Annotated in this window: 22 protein-coding genes; 3 read left to right on the forward strand and 19 right to left on the reverse strand. The window is 39.2% G+C overall.

The window, feature by feature from the left end; all coding sequences use genetic code 11:
• From ADI58_RS01445 to ADI58_RS01490, 10 genes are all read right to left on the reverse strand, one after another.
• Positions 1–302, reverse strand: a 302-nt coding sequence (locus tag ADI58_RS01445; protein WP_049521180.1) for a GNAT family N-acetyltransferase, incomplete at its 3' end; no start/stop codon positions are given.
• 137 nt (positions 303–439) lie between these two features.
• Complete coding sequence (locus tag ADI58_RS01450) at positions 440–1138, reverse strand: 3-oxoacyl-ACP reductase (protein ID WP_049521181.1); 699 nt, start codon at positions 1136–1138, stop codon at positions 440–442.
• The gene (locus tag ADI58_RS01455; RefSeq protein ID WP_000141913.1) at positions 1131–1367 is read right to left on the reverse strand and encodes a DUF2829 domain-containing protein; all 237 of its coding nucleotides are present in this window, start codon (positions 1365–1367) and stop codon (positions 1131–1133) included. Before ADI58_RS01455 ends, ADI58_RS01450 begins: the two co-directional genes overlap by 8 nt.
• Before the next feature lie 98 nt (positions 1368–1465).
• On the reverse strand, positions 1466–2392 hold the full coding sequence (locus ADI58_RS01460) for an aldo/keto reductase (RefSeq protein ID WP_049521182.1): 927 nt from the start codon (positions 2390–2392) through the stop codon (positions 1466–1468).
• Between the two features lie 72 nt (positions 2393–2464).
• Complete coding sequence (locus ADI58_RS01465) at positions 2465–3280, reverse strand: hypothetical protein (protein WP_049521183.1); 816 nt, start codon at positions 3278–3280, stop codon at positions 2465–2467.
• Positions 3281–3283: 3 nt separating this feature from the next.
• Positions 3284–3604: a PadR family transcriptional regulator gene (locus ADI58_RS01470; RefSeq protein WP_000665422.1), complete on the reverse strand. Its 321-nt coding sequence runs from the start codon at positions 3602–3604 to the stop codon at positions 3284–3286.
• Between the two features lie 132 nt (positions 3605–3736).
• A complete protein-coding gene (metG, locus tag ADI58_RS01475; protein WP_049521184.1) occupies positions 3737–5734 on the reverse strand; it encodes a methionine--tRNA ligase in 1998 nt (665 codons plus the stop codon).
• Positions 5735–5857: 123 nt separating this feature from the next.
• The gene (locus tag ADI58_RS01480; RefSeq protein ID WP_049521185.1) at positions 5858–7117 is read right to left on the reverse strand and encodes an ABC transporter permease; all 1260 of its coding nucleotides are present in this window, start codon (positions 7115–7117) and stop codon (positions 5858–5860) included.
• A 1-nt stretch (position 7118) separates the two neighbouring features.
• Complete coding sequence (locus ADI58_RS01485; protein WP_000811469.1) at positions 7119–7820, reverse strand: ABC transporter ATP-binding protein; 702 nt, start codon at positions 7818–7820, stop codon at positions 7119–7121.
• A complete protein-coding gene (locus ADI58_RS01490) occupies positions 7804–9006 on the reverse strand; it encodes an efflux RND transporter periplasmic adaptor subunit (protein WP_031227710.1) in 1203 nt (400 codons plus the stop codon). The genes ADI58_RS01485 and ADI58_RS01490 overlap by 17 nt, the downstream gene beginning before the upstream one ends.
• Positions 9007–9295: 289 nt before the next feature.
• Here ADI58_RS01490 and gor point away from each other — a divergent pair, with 289 nt between their 5' ends.
• Positions 9296–10642: a glutathione-disulfide reductase gene (gor, locus tag ADI58_RS01495; RefSeq protein ID WP_049521186.1), complete on the forward strand. Its 1347-nt coding sequence runs from the start codon at positions 9296–9298 to the stop codon at positions 10640–10642.
• A 195-nt stretch (positions 10643–10837) separates the two neighbouring features.
• Positions 10838–11374, forward strand: coding sequence for a biotin transporter BioY (locus tag ADI58_RS01500; RefSeq protein ID WP_049521187.1), 537 nt, complete (start codon positions 10838–10840; stop codon positions 11372–11374).
• A gap of 53 nt (positions 11375–11427) precedes the next feature.
• Here ADI58_RS01500 and ADI58_RS01505 read toward each other — a convergent pair whose 3' ends face one another.
• Positions 11428–11643, reverse strand: a complete 216-nt coding sequence (locus ADI58_RS01505; RefSeq protein WP_000807437.1) for a YdbC family protein — start codon at positions 11641–11643, stop codon at positions 11428–11430.
• 98 nt (positions 11644–11741) lie between these two features.
• Between ADI58_RS01505 and ADI58_RS01510 the strand changes: the two genes are divergently transcribed.
• Positions 11742–12062, forward strand: a complete 321-nt coding sequence (locus ADI58_RS01510) for a hypothetical protein (protein ID WP_001216096.1) — start codon at positions 11742–11744, stop codon at positions 12060–12062.
• Positions 12063–12091: 29 nt separating this feature from the next.
• Here ADI58_RS01510 and ADI58_RS01515 read toward each other — a convergent pair whose 3' ends face one another.
• From ADI58_RS01515 to rpsP, 8 genes are all read right to left on the reverse strand, one after another.
• Positions 12092–12430 carry an ATP cone domain-containing protein gene (locus tag ADI58_RS01515; RefSeq protein WP_001196040.1) on the reverse strand — a complete coding sequence of 113 codons (339 nt, stop codon included), beginning with the start codon at positions 12428–12430 and terminating at the stop codon, positions 12092–12094.
• A 14-nt stretch (positions 12431–12444) separates the two neighbouring features.
• Positions 12445–13161 (reverse strand): tRNA (guanosine(37)-N1)-methyltransferase TrmD, encoded by a 717-nt coding sequence (trmD, locus tag ADI58_RS01520; protein WP_049521188.1) that lies wholly within the window; start codon positions 13159–13161, stop codon positions 12445–12447.
• The gene (gene rimM / locus ADI58_RS01525; protein ID WP_049521189.1) at positions 13151–13669 is read right to left on the reverse strand and encodes a ribosome maturation factor RimM; all 519 of its coding nucleotides are present in this window, start codon (positions 13667–13669) and stop codon (positions 13151–13153) included. Before rimM ends, trmD begins: the two co-directional genes overlap by 11 nt.
• 29 nt (positions 13670–13698) lie before the next feature.
• A complete protein-coding gene (locus tag ADI58_RS01530) occupies positions 13699–14487 on the reverse strand; it encodes an alpha/beta fold hydrolase (RefSeq protein WP_049521190.1) in 789 nt (262 codons plus the stop codon).
• A 97-nt stretch (positions 14488–14584) separates the two neighbouring features.
• The gene (locus ADI58_RS01535) at positions 14585–15442 is read right to left on the reverse strand and encodes an alpha/beta fold hydrolase (RefSeq protein ID WP_049521191.1); all 858 of its coding nucleotides are present in this window, start codon (positions 15440–15442) and stop codon (positions 14585–14587) included.
• Between the two features lie 149 nt (positions 15443–15591).
• Positions 15592–16494, reverse strand: coding sequence for a DMT family transporter (locus ADI58_RS01540; RefSeq protein WP_049521192.1), 903 nt, complete (start codon positions 16492–16494; stop codon positions 15592–15594).
• Between the two features lie 437 nt (positions 16495–16931).
• The gene (gene kphA, locus ADI58_RS01545; RefSeq protein WP_000379617.1) at positions 16932–17171 is read right to left on the reverse strand and encodes an RNA-binding protein KphA; all 240 of its coding nucleotides are present in this window, start codon (positions 17169–17171) and stop codon (positions 16932–16934) included.
• A 19-nt stretch (positions 17172–17190) separates the two neighbouring features.
• Positions 17191–17463, reverse strand: a complete 273-nt coding sequence (rpsP, locus tag ADI58_RS01550) for a 30S ribosomal protein S16 (protein WP_000268760.1) — start codon at positions 17461–17463, stop codon at positions 17191–17193.
• Positions 17464–17739: the final 276 nt, after the last annotated feature.

Genomic DNA, 17739 nt, shown 5'->3' on the forward strand with positions numbered 1-17739 from the left:
AAAAATTCAACTTGAAAATTTGCCTTATCTTTAAAAGAATAGCGAGTAAAAGAATTTAACCCCACTTTCCGATGCAGAAAATCTTGCCAATTGGTATTTTCTGAAATAATAATCTTATAATCTAAACCATATTTCCTAACAAAATCTTCCCAAAATCTGGAATCCAACTCCCCTGCTAGGTATAGAAAATTCCCAACATCATAAAAGCTTGTTGTCCTATCACTGTTTCGGTAGACAGTTCCGATTTGAGATTTAAGACCATAGAGAACCATATTTTTCTTCCATGTTTTAAATAGTTCCATTATCCCCCTACTTCACCTTCCAATTCATGTAAGAAGTCTTGTCCAGTTCTGGAGATCCTAATAATTCAGACTTAACCTTCAAGACTAATGGCGATGCATTTTCTTCTGTGATCACTTGAATATCCATCCGACTCCTCCTACTTCAAAGACCAGCCACCATCTATTGTCAAAATTTGTCCCTGCATGGCGCTTGCTTTTCCACTTGCTAAGAAAAGGCTAATCTCTGCTATTTCCTCTGGCTTAATCCAGCGCTTGATTGGTGTTTCACTCGCCACCCAGTCTGCTAAGCCACCTGGTTCAAAGTCCGCAGCAGTCATAGCTGTCTTGACTGCTCCTGGAGCGATACCAAATACCTGAATCCCAGCTTCTGCATAGTCTAGAGCCAACTGCTTGGTAAATCCAGCCAAGGCGTGCTTCGAAGAAGTATAGGCGTGTCCACCGCCACCTGCTAGGCTAGAAGCAATGGAGCACATATTGATAATGATTCCTTTTTTATTCTCCAGCATTTGTGTCAAATAATGCCGAGTCAACTCTACTGGAGTCACGTAGTTGATTTCAAAAATCTCTTGAATTTCCTGCGCTGATTGTTCCAATAGGGGTTTATAATCATCCAAAACTCCAGCAGTATTGCACAAAACATCCACCTGAGGACACCAGTCAAAAATTGGCTCCAAGTCCAAGGTCAAATCTCTCTGTAAAAAGCGAAAATCACCCTCTAAGAGTGGATTTTCACCTTGGTCAACTCCGTAAACTTGAAAGTCCTTCTCTAAAAAAAGTCGAGCCTGAGCCAGGCCAATTCCTGAACTCACGCCTGTAATGAGTACACATTTAGTCATGCACTTCTACCCAATCCGTCGCCAAAACATCACAAGGTGTCGGACTCCACATGGAAAAACCTTCTCCCTCCCCAGAAACGTTGATTAGGAAATAAGGTGTCACTTCAAGTGCAACCCCATTTTGCTCGATAGTGTCAAAAAGTTGGACATAGTTTTCAGCACCTCCCCAACCAGTTCGTACATATTTTTTCTTAGCCTTTAACCCAGGCAGAATTTCTTCAAATGTCATGTTTTTCTCCTTTAATATCAATAATTCTCCCCTTCATTATAACAAAAAACCGCTTTACAACGGCTTTTTGACTGTGATTTATTTACATCTGCTTCTACTTACGGCAAATTATTCCCTGCAGCAAGATAAATTTCATACCATTCTTTTCTTGTTAAGCTAAAGTTTGTCGCTTGGCTAACTTCTCTCAAGTGCTTAGGATTAGTTGTACCTACGACTGCCTGCATTTTTGCTGGATAACGCAATATCCAAGAAATGGCAATAGTTGAAGAGGTTACTCCATATTTAATAGCTAAACGATCAAGTACTTGATTTAAAGCTTGAAATTTCTCATTTCCAACAAAATTTCCTTTAAAATACCCGAATTGTAAGACAGACCATGCTTGAATGACCACATCGTGTAATTTGCAATATTCAAAAATGCTGCCATCTCGCATAGCTGCTTGACTATCTTCCATATTAACATGAAAACCTGATTCGAATCCTGGTGTAAAAGCCGCACTCAATTGTAGCTGATTAACAGCTAACGGCTGCTTGACATCTTTTTTAAGCAACTCCATCATCATAGGATTTTGATTAGAAACTCCAAAATCTCGAACCTTACCTTGTTTATAAAGAAGATCAAAGGCTTCTGCTACTTGGTCAGATTCCATCAAAGCATCTGGTCGGTGAAGAAGCAAGCTGTCCAGATGATCAATCTTCAATCTTTGCAAAATACCGTCTACAGATTTTATAATATAGTCCTTAGAAAAATCAAAATAGGTAAATTCTTCAATGCGAATGCCACATTTGGACTGAATCCACATCTTTTCTCTTAAATCTGGACGATTTTTTAGGACAAGACCTAACAGTTCTTCACAACGACCACGACCATATATATCAGCCAAGTCAAAAGCATTGATTCCAACAGAAAGTGCTGTTTCTACAAGCTCTTCAACTTCTTTTACAGACTTATCTTCTATTCTCATCATTCCGAGAACAATTTCTGATAATTCTTTGTCATCTTGACCAAGAGTTATGTATCTCATCAAATTTTTCTCCTTTGATTCTACATTCTTCAATTAATTATAACAAAAAACCGCTTTGCAACGGCTTTTTGACTATATTTCACTCCATTTTATCTTCTTAAACCCACGGAACAAGAGAAAGATTCCAATAAAGAGGACAGCTAAAGGAATAACTTTTGTAAGAAAAACATTTGAAATGCCCATCCACTCATAATAACGGAGCAGAGAACCCACCACAAGATGGGCAATAATCATACTGACAAAGGGACGAAAGACCGCTTCTTTCCAATTCCAAATACTGATGACTAGAGAAAGCGTAAAGACAAGGAAACTATCCCAGGGAGCAGGAAGATAAAATGCTCCTTCTTGTACAAAACTTCCTATTCCTACATATCCCAGAACAACTAGCAGAACAAGAATCCCAACGACAATATAGGTGCCAATTTTCATTTTAGGAGAATCTTGGACTAATCCCCAACGTAAGATTGTGGCTACAAGAGCAAATCCAATCAGAAAAAGAAGAAGTTGCCCTAAAAAAGTAAGCAAATTGACTGTTAAGAGAGGACCTTTAGAAAAATCACCCAGTAGATGATAGTAACGTAATATCGCTAGGACAAAAATTGGTGTTAAAAGGGACTCCTTGATAGAACTGCGTGGTGCTTCCTTGAGAATCTCTTTCATTATTTTTTTAGGATTCTTACCTAGATAATCCTCTGCACTCATGCCATCTCGTTCTGCTTCTGAGAAATCTAACATCATCAAATAAATCTGCTCTCTGAGATAGTCCTCATCATAGAGAAATCCAGCAAGATTAAAACTATCCCACAGTTCCTCAAAATACTGCTGATTCTCCTCAGAAAACTCATGCAGCAAAGCGCTTGTTTCTTCGTAATACTTCATTTTCTTCATGGTTTAACCCCCATTCTTAATTCCTTCTACTTTTTGACTCAAATCGTCCCATTGTTGCCAAAAGACCGAGACACGCTCTTCTCCTTCTTTAGTTAACGAAAAATACTTCCGATCTGGACCATCTGGCGACGGACGCATGTCGCCTCTTATCCATTGATTTTTTTCTAACTTTTGCAACAAAGGATAAATAGTTCCTGGAACGATAGTGTCAAATCCAGCCTCTCGCAAAGTTTGAACCAACTCATATCCATATCGCTCTTTTTGACCAATCATATCCAAGACACAACCTTCAAGAACACCTTTTAATAGTTGAGTTTCTTTCATCACTTCTCCCTTCCAATCTATTTTGTAATACCTACTAGTAGCTTCATCAATAATATACCACTTTCACACTAGTTTGTAAAGCATAATAGTTAAATAAAAAACAGAACTAGCATGAACTAGTCCTGTCTATTTTTACCCAATCACACTTCCATTTGGTACAGCTGGATCAACTGTAAGAAGGGTTAATTGTCCATCATGTTCAGCTGAGAGGATCATCCCTTGGCTGACATATTTTTTCATCATCTTGCGTGGTTTGAGGTTGGCAACGATTTGGACTTTCTTGCCGACCAATTCTTGTTCGTTTGGATAGTATTTTGCAATTCCTGAAAGAATTTGACGGTCTTGACCATCACCAGCATCTAAGCGGAATTGGAGCAACTTATCCGAACCTTCTACTTTAGACACTTCTTTGACTTCTGCGACACGAATTTCGATCTTGTCAAAGTCTTCAAACTTGATTTCTTCCTTGTTTAGTTTGAGTTCAACTTCGTCTGGGTTCCACTCTTTTTCGACTGCTGGTCTATTGCCTTCCATTTGTTCCTTGATATAGGCGATTTCTTCTTCCATATCCAGACGTGGGAAGATTGGTGTTCCTTTGGCAACTACAGTCACATCTTCTGGGAAGTCAGCCAAGCTCAAGTTTTCAAGGCTTGCTACTTCTTCCAAGCCAAGTTGATTCAAGACTGCACGACTTGTTTCCATCATAAATGGCTCAATCAAGTGAGCAACAACACGAAGGCTAGCTGCCAAGTGACTCATGACACTTGCTAATTGATCACGAAGTGCTTCATCCTTAGCCAAGACCCATGGAGCTGTCTCGTCGATGTATTTATTAGTACGAGAGATCAGAGTCCATACTGCTTCTAGGGCACGTGGGTAGTCAACTGCTTCCATGTGTGTATGGTAGTCTGCGATTGATTGTTCTGCAACCTCAGCAAGAGCATGGTCAAACTCTGTCACGCCCTCTACATAGGCTGGAATTTGTCCATCAAAGTACTTGTTAATCATAGAAACCGTACGGTTGAGGAGGTTACCAAGGTCATTAGCCAATTCATAGTTGATACGGCCGACATAGTCTTCAGGAGTGAAGGTTCCGTCTGAACCAACTGGAAGGCTACGCATGAGGTAGTAACGAAGCGGATCTAGCCCAAAACGCTCTATCAACATTTCAGGATAGACAACATTCCCTTTAGACTTAGACATCTTGCCGTCTTTCATGACAAACCAACCATGACCAATCAAGCGTTCTGGCAATTTGATATCTAACATCATAAGAAGGATTGGCCAGTAGATTGAGTGAAAACGAAGGATGTCTTTTCCAACCATGTGGAAGACTGTTCCGTTCCAGAACTTGTCAAAGTTAGCGTGTTCGTCTTGATCGTAGCCAAGAGCTGTCACATAGTTGAGCAGAGCATCAAACCAAACATAGACAACGTGTTTTGGATTTGATGGTACTGGAACACCCCATGTAAAGGTTGTACGAGATACCGCCAAATCCTCCAAACCTGGCTCGATGAAGTTGCGCAGCATTTCATTCAGACGACCATCTGGAGTGATAAATTCAGGATGAGCTTTGAAAAATTCGACCAAACGATCTTGGTATTTGCTGAGGCGAAGGAAGTATGATTCTTCAGATACCCATTCAACCTCGTGTCCTGATGGAGCAATACCACCAGTTACATTTCCAGCTTCATCACGGAATACTTCCGCAAGCTGGCTTTCTGTAAAGAATTCCTCATCTGAAACTGAATACCAACCAGAGTATTCACCCAAATAGATATCATCTTGAGCAAGCAAGCGCTCAAAGACCTGTGCGACAACCTTTTCATGGTAGTTATCCGTTGTACGGATAAATTTATCGTATGAGATATCGAGTAATTGCCAGAGTTCTTTGACTCCAACTGCCATCCCATCAACATAGGATTGAGGTGTGATGCCAGCTTCTTCTGCTTTTTGTTGAATCTTTTGACCATGCTCATCAAGACCTGTCAAATAAAAGACATCGTAGCCCATCAGGCGTTTGTAACGTGCTAGGACATCACAAGCAATGGTTGTGTAGGCAGATCCGATATGAAGTTTACCAGATGGATAGTAAATCGGTGTTGTAATATAAAAATTCTTTTCAGACATAATTTTTCCTTTCCAGGCAAATGAAACCTGTTTTTCTAACACTTCATTATATCACATTTTTAAGAATTTTCGATAGGGAAATCTATACAAAAACAAGATAGACAAGCGTCCATCTTGTTGATCTTATTCATAACGAAGGGCTTCGATTGGATCAAGTTTCGATGCCTTGTTGGCTGGCAAGACTCCAAAAACTATACCCACGCTAGCCGAAACTGCAAGACTAAATAGGGCAACTGGAATTGATACTCCAACTTCTATACCCGCAATCAAACCTTGCAATAACAAACCTGCTAAGGCAGTTAAACCACTTGCAATTGTCAAGCCAATTAATCCACCTAACAAGGTCAAAATCATGGATTCAATCAAAAACTGAATTAAAATATTGGCACGCGTTGCACCCAAAGCCTTACGAAGACCAATCTCACGGGTACGCTCTGTCACCGAAACCAGCATGATATTCATAACACCAGTTCCTCCAACAAAAAGAGAAATTCCTGCAATAGCACTAATAATCGTCGTCATAAAACTAAACGATTGTTGAATTTCTGCGAATGCAGCTGACTCATCTGCCACTTGATATTCTCCCTGTTGCAAGCCAGCAAGCTCTGTCATTTTTCGTGCTAATTCTGGACCCAGAGTTTGAGTCAAGCTTGTATCATTCACTCGAAAGACAATATTAGCTATTTCATCTACATTAAAATTCGCAGCAAGGGAGATATTTGTGGTAATAGGCAAGCCGCCAAGACCATATATTTTTGAATTTTTAGATTCTGGGCTAGTATAAACACCAATGACTCGATAACTAAAACCATTAACTTCTACAACCTTGTTAATAGCCTCTTGAGGAGATCCAAATAGACTAATGGATAATTCTTCATCAAGCAAAATGACACTTGCAAATTCTTTGAAATCTTGTTCTCTAAGGCTACGACCTGCAAGAATTTCATTGTTAACAGCCTCCATATAAGTTCTGTTTCCACCTGTCAAATTGGTATTTTCAACCTTTTTATCTTTATAAGTCAAGATGGCGTTCGTTGAGTTGGTTACATAGTAATTATCCACTCCCTTTAGTTTGGCTGCCTCCTTGACCCAAGATTCTTGCGGTTTTGGTGGTTCAACATGAACTTCCTCTTCTTTTCCAGAAACCGTAAAAGCTGATTGTTTCTGAGTAAAAGATCCATCTTTACTTTTTTTAGAAGAGAAAAAGACACTGATATTTTTTTGAGATCTGGTCATATTTTTATTGAGCTGTCGAGACATGGAATCACCCAGAGCCATAATCACAACAACCGATGAAACACCGATAATAATCCCAATCATGGTAAGCAAAGAACGCATCTTGTGAGCCATAATAGATGAAAAGGCAAATTTCAGATTCTGCATCTTAGTTTTCCTCCTTTTCTAACTGAGCACTATCAGATGAAATGACTCCATCTCGAATGACAATCTGACGTTTGGCATAAGCAGCTATTTCAGGCTCATGCGTTACCATGATAATGGTTTTTCCTTCTTTGTTCAAGTCAACCAATAGTTGCATAATTTGGTTACCTGTTTTGGTATCCAAGGCTCCTGTCGGTTCGTCTGCTAGAATAATAGAAGGATTGTTTACCAAGGCACGCGCAATAGCCACACGTTGCTTTTGACCACCAGATAATTCTGAAGGTAAATGGTGACTACGCTCAGTCAATTCAACCTTATCTAGATATTCCTCAGCTAATTTGCGCCGTTTTGAAGCCGAAACTCCTGCGTAAATCAAGGGCAATTCTACATTTTGCAGAGCATTGAGTTTAGATAGAAGAAAGAACTGCTGAAAGACAAAACCGATTTGTTGGTTGCGAACCTTAGCTAGTTGTTTTTCACCCAATCCAGCTACTTCTTGACCTTCAAGATAATACTCTCCACTACTTGGTGTATCCAACATGCCAATCGTATTCATCAGAGTAGACTTACCAGAACCAGATGGTCCCATAATGGCAACAAACTCACCCTCATTCACTTCTAGGTTGATATTTTTGAGAACCTGCAGTTCTTGGTCACCGTTACGGTAGCTTCTGCAGATATTTTTTAGACTAATTAGTTGCTTCATCAGCCTTCACCTCTTTTCCTTCCTCTAGAGAAGACGTTGGGTTACTGATGACCTTGACTCCATTTGTCAGACCTGAAGTGATTTCTTGGTTGTCTGCATCAGCATTACCCAAACTAACTTCCACTTTCTTGGCCTTTTTCTGCTCGTCAAGCACCCAGACATAGTTCTTATCATTTTCAGTCACAATACTTGTTAGAGGAACCAAAATGGCTTTACTCTTGTTCTTGACCTCAACACTTACTGAGAATCCTTGTTTCAAATCACCGATTTCACTTGTAACATCGATGGTATATGGATATTTAGAACCAGAATTACCACCTGCTGCGGCAGTAGCTGCACTTGCTGCTTCACCATTGTTTTTAGGGTAGTCAGAAATGTAGCTAATCTTACCAGTCCAGCTCTTATCTTGGTAAACTTTAGAAGTAAAGGTTACTTCTTGTCCTACAGAGAGGTTGGCAAGGTTATATTCAGATAGTTCCCCCTTAACTTGCAAGTTTTCATTACTTACGACATGAACTACCACCTGGCTAGCTCCAGTTGGAGATTTAGAAACATTACGGTTGACTTCGACCACAGTTCCCTCTAAGGTACTGAGAACCGTCATTGCATCCAACTGACTTTGAGCCTTGCTTAATTGCGCTGCTGCATCTGCACGAGCATCACGAGCATCACCTAATTGTGCATCAATAGATGACACTGAATTTCCTGAGACTGGAGCTGGAGTTTGGGCTGCAGCTCCTTCGCCTCCTGCTGGTACTGGTAACTGGGGAGCTGAAGCAGCTTCATTTCGTGCTTGATTGAGTTCATTGATATGACGATCTGCCTTAGCTACTGCCCGACTCGCTGAATCATAGGCCGCCTGGGCTTCTGAACTACTGTACTTGACTAAAGCCTGCCCTTCACTGACTTTATCACCCACAGAAACAAGGATTTCATCTAAATCTCCCTTACTAGCATCAAAATAAACATATTGTTCATTTTTTGCTGTTACTGTCCCTGACAATAAAACAGAGGATGCCACGCTTCCTTCCTTGGCAACAACAAGATGAGTAGCCTCATCTTTTACAGCAGTCTGAGAAGGTTGTCTAAAGAGCAAAATGCCCCCAGCCCCCAATACAACTACACTGGCAGCACCGATTGCTGCATACAATTGCCACTTTTTAGCTTTACCATTCTTTTTCATAATGAAACTCCTTTTTGATTTAAAGTTCTTAACAATATTATACAAAAATTATCAATTTGAAACAATAACATTTCAGAACGAAATAATGACATTTCAGGATTTAATTATTGTTCGGAATTTATTCCACAATCATTGTACTAGATATATAATACACTTTATTTTTGTTTTTTGCAAGCCTTTTCTTTAAATTTTTTGAACGTAGCAGATTTTTGCAATAACATCAAAAAAAAGATAGAATATGACTATCAAAAAATGACACTCTACTATTTAAAAGAGTACAAAGGAGTTTTCAATGAGAGAATACGATATCATTGCTATCGGTGGAGGTAGCGGAGGAATTGCTACCATGAACCGTGCTGGTGAACATGGAGCCAAAGCGGCCGTTATTGAGGAAAAGAGACTAGGTGGAACCTGTGTCAATGTCGGCTGTGTTCCTAAAAAAATCATGTGGTACGGGGCGCAAATCGCTGAGACTTTCCATCAATTTGGAGAAGACTACGGCTTTAAGACTACTGATCTTAACTTTGACTTTGCTACCCTACGTCGTAATCGTGAAGCCTACATCGATCGCGCTCGTTCTTCTTATGATGGCAGTTTTAAACGCAACGGTGTAGACTTGATTGAAGGTCATGCTGAATTTGTAAATTCTCATACTGTTAGCGTAAATGGTGAACTCATTCGTGCTAAACATATTGTGATTGCTACTGGTGCCCATCCAAGTATTCCTAATATTCCTGGTGCAGAACTAGGCGGCTCTTCTGATGATGTATTTGCCTGGGAAGAATTGCCAGAGTCAGTTGCTATTCTAGGCGCTGGTTATATTGCCGTTGAATTGGCTGGCGTACTCCACACTTTTGGTGTCAAGACAGACCTCTTTGTTCGTCGTGATCGTCCTTTACGTGGTTTTGATTCTTACATCGTTGAAGGTCTGGTAAAGGAAATGGAAAGAACAAACTTGCCACTTCATACTCACAAAGTTCCTGCCAAGTTAGAAAAAACTGCTGAAGGCATTACCATTCATTTTGAAGATGGTACTAGTCACACAGCTAGCCAAGTTATCTGGGCTACAGGCCGCCGTCCAAACGTTAAGGGTTTGCAACTTGAAAAAGCTGGAGTAACTCTGAACGAACGTGGCTTTATCCAAGTGGATGAATACCAAAATACTGTTGTTGAGGGAATCTACGCTCTAGGTGATGTAACTGGCGAAAAAGAACTAACTCCAGTTGCTATCAAGGCTGGACGTACTTTGTCTGAACGTCTCTTTAACGGAAAAACAACTGCAAAAATGGACTACACAACTATTCCAACTGTTGTCTTTTCACACCCTGCTATCGGAACTGTTGGTTTGACAGAAGAGCAAGCTATTAAAGAATACGGTCAAGACCAAATCAAGGTTTACAAATCAAGCTTTACTTCTATGTACTCTGCTTGCACTTACAACCGTCAAGAAACTCGTTTCAAATTGATAACAGCTGGTTCAGAAGAAAAAGTTGTCGGACTTCATGGAATTGGCTACGGTGTTGATGAAATGATCCAAGGATTTGCTGTTGCTATCAAAATGGGAGCAACCAAGGCAGACTTTGATGCAACTGTGGCAATTCACCCAACTGCATCCGAAGAATTTGTAACCATGCGTTAATCGAAATAAAGGAAGCTGATACAAATGTGTCTGCTTCTTTTTTGATGTTTTCGAATCAACAAAACAATTATCCAACTTAACCAGTAAGCAAAATCGGCCGTTACAGTTTTTGTTACCTTGTTTTTAAAAATCGGTTGACAATGATTCTTCTATGAGTATAATAGTTACTATACATCAGAAAAGAGGTTAACTATTTTGAAAAAAGCTCACGTTTATGCTATCCCTGCTATTGGGGCTACTCTCATTGCTGTTTTGGCACAAATCAGTCTTCCAATTGGACCTGTTCCCTTCACTCTGCAGAACTTTGCAATCGGCTTGATTGCTACTGTCTTTAGACCGAGAGAGGCTGTACTTTCTGTTGGACTCTATCTTCTTCTAGGTGCTATCGGTCTTCCTGTCTTTGCAGGAGGTGGAGCTGGATTTCATGCTTTGATTGGTCCTACTGCAGGCTATCTTTGGTTTTATCTTGTATACTCTGGACTTACTTCTTCCCTAACTAACAGCAAGAGTGGGATTGTCAATATTTTTCTTGCAAACCTCTTGGGTGATGCCCTTGTCTTTGTCGGAGGGATTCTTAGCTTGCATTTCCTAGCTGGAATGGCATTTGAAAAAGCTCTTGTTGTGGGGGTCATTCCCTTTATTATCCCAGACCTTGGTAAACTTCTAGCTATTAGTTTTATTAGCCGTCCCCTACTTCAACGCCTTAAAAATCAGGCTTACTTCGCTAACTAAAAAAGGATATCGAGTTGTCATAACTCAATATCCTTTTCTTTCATTTTGAAAACTTAGTTTCCTTTAAAAGCATCCACCATCGTTTGAAATTCTTCATTGGAGAGAGTAATCCCTTTGCCCATTTTAGTATGATCTGGACTCCAAGCACGAATATCAAACTTTGCAGGAGCACCATTAAAGCTCACACGGTTGATTTCCTTGGTCCAACCTTTTTCGTTTTCAGAAAGAGTCAACAAGTGCTCTTCTATTTTAAATGTAAATTCTGCCATTTTCTTCTCCTTTTTTAGCTTTCATTTGATTATTCGTAAAATCTTGTAGATTTTAGGAAAATTTTATATAATATTGATATAAAAGAAGGGAGGCCACTATGAGACATAAATTCCAGCAAGTTCTAGATAAAATACATGACTTTTTAAATGGACATGACCAACCTGACCAAACTGAAAGTAACTCCCTTACAGCCACTATTGAAGAGGCTATCCAGAAACAAACCGCTGTTCACCTTATCTTGTCTGAGACAAGCTTTACAGGTGACATCATCAAATACGATCAGCAACGCCAGCAAATTATCGTGAAAAATTTTGCCAAAAATGTGACCCGTATTATCCGCATAAGCGATATTCAACGCCTACGATTTGTCCCTTCAACTGTCCAAACAGCTCAAAAAAATAGATTTAAGAAAGAGTGAGATGTAGTTGCTTCATCCCACTCTTTTTCTTAGCGAATTTGTTCAAAATGTAAATGAACAGCGATATGGTCTCCATAACCACTTCTTTCCAAGTCACGTTGTAGACGATAGGAAATGTAGTGTTCAGCAATGGTAATGTAACCTGCACCCAGCAAACGATGTTCAACCATAGACTGAATCATGCTGATGGTAGCACGTTCCACCTTGGCTTCTTCCAAATCCAAAACCACTTTCTTAGTGACTTGTGCAAGGTTTTGACGCAAATCATCTGTCAATACATAGACTGTCTGGGCTGCCTTTAAGATAGCTTGGTAAATCTTGTCTGGATTAAATTCAGCAATTTCTCCATCACGTTTGATTACTTGCATAGGTTTCTCCTTTATTATTTGTTTTCTTTAATTTCTGCCAGCATTTTTTCTTCTTCTACTGTCAGTTGGTAGTTTTCTAGCAAATCTGGTCTGCGCTCGTAGGTTTTCTTTAGACTTTCATAAAGTCGCCACTGGCGAATCTTCTCATGGTGCCCACTCATAAGCACATCTGGAACCACCATGCCTCGATAGTCATAAGGGCGTGTGTATTGGGGGTATTCGAGAAGTCCTGAAGAAAAACTATCATCTTGGTGACTAGACTCCTTGCCAATCACTTCTGGAATCAAGCGAACCGTAGCATCAATCATGGTCATGGCTGCCAACTCACCACCAGTCAGGATATAATCTCCTAGGGAAATTTCATCAGTTACCAAGGTCTTGATGCGCTCGTCATACCCTTCGTAGTGACCGCAGATAAAGATCAGTTCCTCTTCTTGAGCCAAATCTTCAGCGTAGGCTTGATCGAACTGTTTCCCAGCAGGATCGAGAAGAATGACGCGGGGATTTTTCTTTTCAATGGCGTCAAAGGCGTCGAAAATAGGTTGGGCTCGGAGCAACATCCCCTGACCGCCTCCGTAGGGCTCATCGTCTACATGGCGGGCCTTTTCAGCATTTTCTCGAAAATTATGATACTGGATATCCAAGAGCCCTTTTTCTCGAGCCTTTCCAACAATTGAGTGCTCCAGTGGAGAAAACATCTCTGGAAAGAGGGTTAAAATATCAATCTTCATCGTCTAACCCTTCTAAGATTTCCACATCGACCCGTTTATTTGGAATATCAACATTGAGAACCACTGGTGGGATATAAGGCAATAATAAATCACGCTTGCCTTTTCGCTTGACCACCCAGACATCGTTAGCACCTGGTTGTAGGATTTCCTTGATGGTTCCAATCAAGTTATCACCCTCATAGACTTCCAAACCAATAATCTCGTGATAGTAGAATTCACCATCATCTAAATCATTCAAATCTTCCTCAGCAACCTTGAGACTGTATCCCTTGTACTTTTCAATAGCGTTGATATGGTACATATCTTTGAATTTAATAATGTCAAAGTTCTTCTGTTTACGGTGACTAGCGATGGTCACTATTTGAACAAACTGATCTTTTTCATCAAACAAGGCCAGCTCAGTACCTTTTTTAAACCGTTCTTCTGCAAAATCCGTTACAGACAAGACTCGCATCTCACCCTGCAACCCCTGCGTATTGACGATTTTCCCAACATTAAAGTAGTTCATCTTGTCTCCTGTATCTATTTCTATCCATCTTATTCGGACAATTCTCGAATAATAGTCGCAATTTTCTCTGATTCTGACCATTGTAAATAATGGTGATTCCCTCCTAAAATGAGTTTAGTATTGGAAGTCCAATATTCTGATTCTCTGTACTCTTTTTCTCTATAAGCCTGACAAAAAATAAATACAGGGATATAAGATTCTATAGATACATTCTCAAAATCTTCCTCAGTAATCTCTCCAGATATCTGAAATCCTGTATCTTGATTTTCCAACTCTGAACCTTTTTCTTGCATTATTTTCCAGATTTCTTTATTAATTTCAGGGCTAAATGTTGCTTGAGTTAAGTTCTTAAAATAAAGTTCAGGACCATACTCGTCAATCAGTCTCATCTGCTCTTCCATTTCTGGATAAGGATTTTCTGAAAAATCAGCAAACATGACTTTTTTAGTTGTCGGTTCCATTGCTACTAAAGCCTGACACTTAATTGGTTTGTTGAGCAATTTACAAGCTAAAATTCCACTCAAACTATGTACACAAAGTATATATTCAGAAATCCCTAATTCTTCAAGTACTTCATAAACCGCATCTGCAAGATTATATAGATTTTTTCCAGCTTGGTCATGAATCGGACTCCTACCTGTGTTCGGAAAATCAATTGTCAAATAACCAATTGTAGGAGGAAGTTTTTCAAGTATAAGTGAAAAATTTTCATAACTTGGTAGCAAACCTGCGCCACTTAAACAAACTAGCATTTTCTTTTGCTTTTGATAAGTAACAGAGAGACTACCAATTTCTGTAGATACTTCAATCCTCTTCATAAAGAAATCCACTCGTTCTATATAATGAATTATTAAAAATCCTTATCCTTTATTTTAACACGTTCCAAGGATTTTCTCAAGTTGGATAAATCTCATCTTACAGAGTTACTACTTCTTCAAAGAATTCAGCAATTATCTGATTAAACTCTTCAGGATGATCATTCATCGGTTGGTGTTTACTATCTGAAATCATTACTTGACGCGCATTGGGATTTAGAGCAATGATACCATCGTAGATCCTTTTTAGGTGTTTGGGAAAATCGTTTTCGCCTCTTACTAATAGCATAGGAGGATTGCCATGATAACCTTCTATCTCGTGGACAGCCATAAAACCTGTGATTCCAAGGTTCAAAAAAACATCTCTCCCAGTTTCTATAATGGCCGTCTTGACTAATTCTCTTGTGATAGGATTATCTGTACACATTTTTGAGTTCTTATCTGCAATCACCTTCCAAGGAATCGCTTTACACATAAGAGAACTATATTTTATGCGATTTCTCTCTTTATCTGATAGGTAACGATGCTGTCCCCAACTATCTACCATGACCAAGGCTAGAACTCTTTCTGGATGGCGATAGGAGTACTCTTGAAGTGGATTCCCTCCCCAAGAATGACCAACCAATATCACCTTATCCAGCTGGAAATAGGACAAAATAGCATCTACATCTTGAACAGCGCCTTCCAAGTCAGGTAAACCAACTTTCATAGGTGATTCACCCTGTCCTCTAACATTGACAAAGTAGAGGTCAAATCCTTCAAAGGCATCATACTGGTGAGCCCACATCTGACTACGTCCACAAGCTCCATGATAAAAAATAATGTGGCCTTTATTTGTGTTTCCAGGACGATGATAAACAACCAAATCACAATCTACGACTGGTATAATGTGACGTACCAGAGTCTCAGGTTTTCTGTTATAAAAAGCAATAGCTTCAGCTATATCATTTTGCTTCATTATCACACTTTCTCCTCTTTATCCTAATATCATTCTTTTTATCTATTTTATCATGCTATATTAAAATCATCGTTTTCCAAACTTGATTACATTAAAATTTTTGAATTTTCTGTATCATTTAGATTAAGAAAAAGACTGCTAAGCAATCTTTACTTTCTTCTCATCAGATTCATGCCTAAAATTCCAGCAATAATCATAGTGGCTCCTATCACATGGTAGCTATAAATTGGTTCGTGGAGGATAAGGGCTCCGGCTAGAATGGTCAAAACTGTTCCAAGATTTCCAAAGACACTGACGGTTGATGCTCCAAGTCGAACAATAGCATAGATAGAGAGACTACCAGTAACGATAGAGGCTAGAATTCCTAAATAGAGGATGGAAAGCAGATAAGATACCTGTCCGAGCGGCGCAACGTAGGCTAATATGTTGCCATCTAGATAGTGCGAGGTCAGACTTAGCGTATTAAAGGTGATGAAGCCAACAAATATCACAACAGCTGTCATATCCATAGCCCGATAGCGTCCTCCTTTGGACTTGCTGAGGATATTGTTTAGTGCATTGGCGAGAACAGATCCCAACATCAATAGAAATCCAAAACTAGCAGTCTCAGTACCAAAGTTAGCTCCTTTACTAAGGAAGATGAAAACTACTCCTGCTACGGATAAAAATAAAAAGAACTTTTGAAGCAAGCTTGTCTTTTCCTTGAGAAAGGCCGATGCTAAAAGGAGCGTAAAAATTGGGACAAGAGCCTGTAAAATTCCAGCTTCAGAAGACGATATATACTGTAAAGCAAAGGATTGAAAAATAAAAAAGAAAAGCGGATAGAAAAGACTCATCGGCAGAATAGAAAGAATATCTTTTCTACTTAAACTCACTTTGATAAGTTTGATTTGATGAAGGACGACCATTACTAAAGCTACGATTGTATAGCGATGCGCTAAGTTTGTGAGAGGATTGGTATAGCCCAAAGCAATCTTAGTAAATAAAAAAGAAAATCCAATGATTGCTGAAAAGGATAAGGCTGCTAGGTAAGCTTTTGTTTTCTCGTTCATAGACTGTTACTCCTTTTAAAAATAGCTATTCTCAAGATTAATTGACTATAATTCTTTGAGTCTGTCTTTCCATTGTAGCATAGTAGAATCCTAGATGCTATTTCTAGGATTAGTATTTTATGCCTGCTATCACCGTTTATCTAGTTCATTGACTAAAAAGGACTCTACTAGTCTAGTCTGCCTTTCTCGTTCTTGTCTCACAAGTTCTAACTTATCTGCCTCTTGGAGATTCCTCACTTTGATAGTATAATCCGCCATTTTCCTTGCTTTATCTTTCTTATATTTACTAATACCTTCTTTATTAGTAAAAAATTGATTTCTTATCGTCTTAGAGGTCCCCCCTTTAAAAAGCCTTCTAAATCACGATTATGTTGGTACTTGATAGATGCTATTTTAAACTTCTCCACACAAAAAGCGAGACATTTGTCCCGCCCTTCTTATTTTTCGTCAATAACGATTCTTACTTTTTTGTCTTCAGTTGGGACAGAGTAGACAATCGTTCTTATCGCAGAAATAGTGCGACCCTTACGACCGATTACACGACCCACATCACTTTGATCAAGATCCAAATGATATTCCAAAAACTCTGGTGTATCTTCAATCTTGATAGTTAAGGCATCTGGTTGTGAAATCAAGGGTTTCACAATCGCAATAATGAGATTTTCAATCGTATCCATCTGTCAACCTACTTTAAACTTATTTTGAGAATTTAGAATCGTGGAATTTCTTCAATACACCTTCTTTTGAAAGGATGTTGCGAACTGTATCTGAAGGTTGAGCTCCATCAGCCAACCATGCAAGAACGCGGTCTTCTTTCAAAGTTACTTGGTTTTCAGCAACAAGTGGGTTGTAAGTTCCAACTGTTTCGATGAAACGTCCGTCACGTGGTGAACGTGAATCTGCTACGTTGATACGGTAGAAAGGTTTTTTCTTAGAACCCATACGAGTCAAACGGATTTTAACTGCCATTTTTAAAGTCTCTTTTCTTATTTTTTATTTCGGTGAAATAGCTGAGCTATTTAGCACATGTTCTATTATAGCAGATTTCTAGCAGGTGTCAAGAAAAAAACTTGACAGACTATAAAATTCTTAAACTATTTAGAAATTTGTTAGAAGTAGGAAATAAATGTTTGAAAGAAGCTATCCGTGAATACTATTTTATACTCAATGAAAATCAAAGAGCAAACTAGTAAACTAGCCGCAGGTTGCTCAAAGCACTGCTTTGAGGTTGTAGATAAGACTGAC

The sequence above is a fragment of the Streptococcus mitis genome (assembly GCF_001074635.1).
GTDB classification, from domain to species: Bacteria; Bacillota; Bacilli; order Lactobacillales; family Streptococcaceae; genus Streptococcus; species Streptococcus mitis_E.